Raw genomic sequence first — 5784 nt, forward strand, 5'->3', positions numbered from 1 at the left:
ACCAGAGCCGCCGGGCCGGGCAGGTTCAGCGCCAGGCTGAGGATGCGGAGGTTGCGCAGGGGTTGGGGCAGGGCAGTGGTCATCGGTGGGGGCGGTGGCAGGGGTTGATTTACTATTTTTTTGATAGCTGCAAGCGCACGCCAGACGGGCGCTAGAGGCCAAAATTACCATAAAAAAACCGCCCGAAGGCGGTTTCTGTATCAGGGGTTTACCCGGTGCTTACACCACCTTGGCGATGGCCTGGCACACGTAGTCGATGTTCTTGCTGTTGAGCGCGGCCACGCAGATGCGGCCCGTGTCGGTGCCGTACACGCCAAACTCATTGCGCAGGCGCACCATCTGGTCTTTGGACAGGCCCGAGTAGCTGAACATGCCGATTTGCTGCGTCATGAACGACATGTCTTGCTGCACGCCAGCGGCTTTCAGGCCATCGACCAGCTTTTGGCGCATGGCCTTGATGCGCACGCGCATGTCGCCCAGTTCTTTTTCCCACAGGGCGCGCAGCTCGGCGTTGCCCAGGACGGCAGCCACCACCGCACCGCCGTGGGTAGGTGGGTTGCTGTAGTTGGTGCGGATGACGATTTTGAGCTGGGAGAGCACGCGCGCGGCTTCTTCCTTGTTCTCGCACAGCACGCTCAGGCCGCCCACGCGCTCGCCGTACAGGCTGAAGCTCTTGGAGAAGCTGGTGGAGACAAAAAAGCTCAGGCCAGCGGCCACAAACTTCTGGATCACGGCGCCGTCTTCGGCAATGCCGTGGCCAAAGCCCTGGTAGGCCATGTCGAGGAAAGCGGTCAGGCCCTTGGCCTTGACCACTTCCACCACCTGGTCCCACTGCGCGGGGGTGATGTCGTAGCCGGTGGGGTTATGGCAGCAGGCGTGCAGCACGATGATGGTGCCGGGCGCAGCCGCATTCAGGCTGGCCAGCATGCCGTCGAAGTTGACGCCGCGTTTTTCAGCGTCGTAGTAGGCGTAGGTATCGACCACGAAACCGGCGTTGGTGAACAGGGCGCGGTGGTTCTCCCAGCTGGGGTCGGAGATCAGCACCTTGGCATCGGGGCTGATTTTCTTCAAAAAGTCGGCACCGATTTTCAGGCCGCCCGTGCCGCCAATGGCTTGCACCGTGGCCACGCGGCCCGAGGTGACGGGTTCGCTGCCTTCGCCAAACACCAGCGCCTTGACGGCGTTGTCGTAGGCCACGATGCCGTCGATGGGCAGGTAGCCCCGGGCGGTGGGCTTGGCCATCAGGGCGGCTTCGGCTTTTTGCACGCATTCCAGCAGCGGCAGCTTGCCGTTGTCGTCGAAATACACGCCCACGCCCAAGTTGACCTTGTTGGGGTTGGTGTCGGCGTTGAATTGCTCATTGAGGCCCAGGATGGGGTCGCGGGGCGCCATTTCGACGGCGGTGAACAGAGACATGTGAGTCCTTGGAGGGGTGAAGAAAGGGGGGAGGGTGGAGCATTGCAGCCGCAGCTGTTAGGCTTTTGGGCTCCCCCCAATTTTAGCGGCGCCGGGTCTGCGCTGCCGCACCTTTGCCATGTCAGAAATTACCGCTGTGCCCGCTGCCGGGCAGTTTGTCCATTTCCCTGATTCGCCCTTTGCGCTGTACCAGCCTTACCCGCCTGCGGGCGATCAGCCCACTGCCATCGACCAACTGGTAGAGGGCGTGCGCGATGGCGAGGTGTTCCAGACCCTGTTGGGCGTGACCGGCTCGGGCAAGACCTTCACCATGGCCAACGTCATTGCCCGGCTGGGGCGCCCGGCCATCGTTTTTGCGCCCAACAAGACACTGGCGGCCCAGCTCTACAGCGAGTTTCGCGAGTTTTTCCCGAAAAACGCGGTGGAGTATTTCGTCAGTTATTACGACTATTACCAGCCCGAAGCCTATGTGCCGCAGCGCGACCTGTTCATCGAGAAAGACAGCGCCATCAACGAGCACATCGAGCAAATGCGGCTGTCTTGCACCAAAAGCATTCTGGAGCGGCGCGATGTGGTGATTGTGGCCACGGTGTCGGCCATTTACGGTATCGGCAACCCCGAGAGCTACCACCGCATGATCATGACGCTGCGCGTGGGCGACCGCATCGGTCAGCGCGATGCCATCGCCCAGTTGGTGCGCATGCAATACCAGCGCAACGACATGGACTTTGCGCGCGGCAACTTCCGTGTGCGCGGCGACACCATCGACGTGTTCCCGGCGGAGCATTCCGAGCTGGCGCTGCGCATCGAGCTGTTTGACGATGAAATCGAGAGCCTGCAGCTGTTCGATCCGCTCACCGGGCGGGTGCGCCAGAGCATTGCGCGCTTTACGGTGTACCCGGGCAGCCACTACGTCACGCCACGCGACCAGGTGCTGTTGGCGGTCGAGGCCATCAAACTGGAGCTGGCCGAGCGCCTGAAGCAGTTGGTGGGTGATGGCAAGCTGGTCGAAGCCCAGCGGCTGGAGCAGCGCACCCGTTTTGATCTGGAAATGCTCAGCGAAGTGGGGCACTGCAAAGGCATCGAGAACTACTCGCGCCACCTCTCGGGCACGGCGCCGGGCGATCCGCCCAGCACGTTGACCGACTACCTGCCCAAAGATGCGCTGATGTTTCTGGATGAAAGCCACCAGATGATGGGCCAGCTCAGTGCCATGTACAACGGCGACCGTTCGCGCAAGACCACGCTGGTCGAATATGGTTTTCGGTTGCCCAGCGCGCTGGACAACCGCCCGCTCAAGCTGGAGGAGTTTGAGCAGCGCATGCGCCAGGTGGTGTTCGTCTCAGCCACCCCGGCAGACTACGAAAAGCAGCACGCCAGCAAAGTGGTGGAGCAGGTGGTGCGCCCCACCGGGCTGGTCGATCCGCTGGTGCAGGTGCGCCCGGCGGCCACGCAGGTCGATGATGTGTTGCAGGAAATCCGCCTGCGTGTAGAGCGCCAGGAGCGCGTGCTCATCACCACCCTGACCAAGCGCATGGCCGAGCAATTGACCGATTACCTGAGCGACAACGGTGTCAAGGTGCGCTACTTGCACAGCGATGTGGACACCGTGGAGCGCGTGGAAATCATCCGTGACCTGCGCCTGGGCGCGTTTGATGTGCTGGTGGGCATCAACCTGCTGCGCGAAGGGCTGGATATTCCCGAGGTGTCGCTGGTGGCGATTCTGGATGCCGACAAGGAGGGCTTTTTGCGCTCCGAGCGCAGTCTGATCCAGACCATTGGCCGCGCCGCGCGCAATTTGAGCGGCCAGGCCATTTTGTATGCCGACCGCATCACGGCGTCCATGGAAAAAGCCATCGGCGAGACGGAACGTCGGCGCGCCAAACAGATCACACACAACGAAAAGCTAGGAATTACGCCGCGCAGCATTGTCAAGCAAGTAAAAGACCTGATTGACGGTGTTTACAGCGAAAAAGCAGGCAAAGATGCGGCCCGCATGGAGCAGGAGGCGATGCAGCGCGCCCAGGTAGAAGACATGTCAGAGAAAGAGGTAGCCCGCGAAATCAAGCGCCTGGAAAAGCAAATGCTGGAGCATGCGCGCAACCTGGAGTTTGAGCAGGCAGCGCGCCTGCGTGACCAGTTGGCGCTGCTGAAAGAGCGTGCTTTTGGCGCCCACGGCAGTGACCCGATGGCCAGTGCCTAGAAAGCCCCCAGCAGTGTGTGTGAATGCGACCTGACAGCGTCAAATGTGACTGTAAAGTCACTTTATCCGACAAAAATAATGGGGATTGTGCTATACTGTGGTCAAACACTCAACCAATGCCCTGCGATGAACGTCTGCGCCGACAAGGCAGCGTGATGGGCTGAGACGGTACTGCTGCGGTTATCCACGGCAAGCGGTATTTTCTGAACCAACAAGCCAAAAAAGGAGCTTGCGATGCGCCTCACCACCAAAGGCCGCTTTGCGGTCACTGCCATGATTGACCTGGCCCTGCGCCAGAACAACGGCCCTGTCACGCTGGCAGCCATCAGCCAACGCCAACGCATTTCCCTGTCGTATCTGGAGCAGCTGTTTGGCAAACTGCGCCGCCATGAGCTGGTCGAGTCCACCCGGGGCCCCGGCGGCGGCTACACGCTGGCACGCAAGGCCACCGACATCACTGTGGCCGACATCATCGTGTCGGTGGACGAGCCCATTGACTCCACCCAGTGCGGTGGCAAAGAAAACTGCCTGGGCGAAACCGGCCGTTGCATGACGCACGACCTGTGGGCTTCGCTGAACCAACGCATGGTCGAGTTTCTGGATGCCGTCACGCTGCAAAAACTGGTGGAAGACCAGTTGGCCAAGGGTGTGCAGATTGAAGAAAAACCGGCAGTGCGCCGCGCCATTTCCACCACGCCGGTGGTCAAGCCCATCCGTGTGAACGCGCCCAATTCGGTGTTCGCCCTGGGCAACGTTTTCGCCAAGTCCTGATAGCGCAGTGGTGCCAGCGCGCGGCCACCAGGCCAGCGCTGCCCTGCGAGATTGCTTTTCACTTTCTTCTGTTTTGCCAGCCAGAACCTTTCACTGAGCCAGCCATGGACACGACACCGCACTTCCCCATTTACCTTGATTACGGCGCCACCACGCCCGTCGATCCGCGCGTCGTGGACGCCATGATCCCGTGGCTGCGCGAGCACTTTGGCAACCCCGCATCCCGCAGCCACGCTTGGGGCTGGGAGGCCGAAGCCGCCGTTGAAAAAGCCCGCGAGCAAGTGGCTGACCTGATTGGCGCCGATCCGCGCGAAATCGTCTGGACCAGCGGCGCTACCGAGTCCAATAACCTCGCCATCAAGGGCGCAGCGCAGTTCTACAAAGGCAAGGGCAAGCACCTGATCACCGTCAAGACCGAGCACAAAGCCGTGCTGGACGTGATGCGTGAACTGGAACGCCAGGGCTTTGAAGTCACTTACCTGGACGTGCAGGAAAACGGCTTGCTGGATTTTGAGGTGCTCAAGGCCGCCATCCGGCCCGACACCATCCTGATCAGCGTCATGTTCGTGAACAACGAGATTGGCGTGATCCAGGACATCCCGGCCATTGGTGCGCTGTGCCGTGAGAAGGGCATCATCTTCCACGTCGATGCGGCCCAGGCCACTGGCAAGATCGAGATCGACCTGAAAACCCTGCCCGTGGATTTGATGAGCCTGGCCTCGCACAAAACCTACGGCCCCAAGGGTATCGGCGCGCTGTATGTGCGCCGCAAGCCCCGCGTGCGCCTGGAAGCCCAAATGCACGGCGGTGGCCATGAGCGCGGTATGCGCTCGGGCACGCTGCCCACCCACCAGTGCGTGGGCATGGGCGAGGCCTTCCGCCTGGCCAAAGAAGAAATGGCGCAAGACCTGGCCAAGGCCCAGGCCCTGCACCAGCGCCTGCTGGACGGCCTGAAAGACATCGAGCAGGTCTTCATCAATGGCGACACGGCGCGCCGCGTGCCGCACAACCTGAACATGAGCTTCAACTTTGTTGAGGGCGAGTCGCTGATCATGGGCATCAAGGGGTTGGCGGTGTCGTCAGGCTCGGCCTGCACCTCGGCCAGCCTGGAGCCCAGCTACGTGCTGCGCGCGCTGGGCCGCAGCGACGAGCTGGCCCACAGCAGCCTGCGCATGACCATTGGCCGCTTCTCCACCGAGGAGGAGATTGATTACGCCATCGGCACCATCCGCGAAAACGTGGCCAAGCTGCGCGAACTCAGTCCGCTGTGGGAGATGTTCCAGGATGGTGTAGACCTCAGCACCATCCAGTGGGCAGCCCACTAATAATATGTATCAAATTGGCCTCTAGACCTTGCGCAGCAAGCGCTAGTAGCTATTAATAAAGGAGTAAAT

4 protein-coding genes are annotated in these 5784 nt (G+C 61.2%); 3 read left to right on the forward strand and 1 reads right to left on the reverse strand.

The genetic code is table 11. From position 1 onward, the window contains the following. Positions 1 to 219: 219 nt before the first annotated feature. Complete coding sequence (locus PHX69_RS14875) at positions 220 to 1416, reverse strand: amino acid aminotransferase (RefSeq protein WP_119012296.1); 1197 nt, start codon at positions 1414 to 1416, stop codon at positions 220 to 222. Between the two features lie 118 nt (positions 1417 to 1534). Between PHX69_RS14875 and uvrB the strand changes: the two genes are divergently transcribed. The 3 genes from uvrB (at position 1535) to PHX69_RS14890 (ending at position 5715) form a co-directional block, all read left to right on the forward strand. Beyond that, on the forward strand, positions 1535 to 3619 hold the full coding sequence (gene uvrB / locus PHX69_RS14880) for an excinuclease ABC subunit UvrB (protein ID WP_288044732.1): 2085 nt from the start codon (positions 1535 to 1537) through the stop codon (positions 3617 to 3619). A 234-nt stretch (positions 3620 to 3853) separates the two neighbouring features. Continuing rightward, a complete protein-coding gene (gene iscR / locus PHX69_RS14885; protein WP_119012298.1) occupies positions 3854 to 4390 on the forward strand; it encodes a Fe-S cluster assembly transcriptional regulator IscR in 537 nt (178 codons plus the stop codon). A gap of 104 nt (positions 4391 to 4494) precedes the next feature. Then, the gene (locus PHX69_RS14890; protein ID WP_288044733.1) at positions 4495 to 5715 is read left to right on the forward strand and encodes an IscS subfamily cysteine desulfurase; all 1221 of its coding nucleotides are present in this window, start codon (positions 4495 to 4497) and stop codon (positions 5713 to 5715) included. Positions 5716 to 5784: the final 69 nt, after the last annotated feature.

The sequence above is a fragment of the Simplicispira sp. genome, from assembly GCF_028687295.1.
GTDB lineage: Bacteria > Pseudomonadota > Gammaproteobacteria > Burkholderiales > Burkholderiaceae_C > Simplicispira > Simplicispira metamorpha.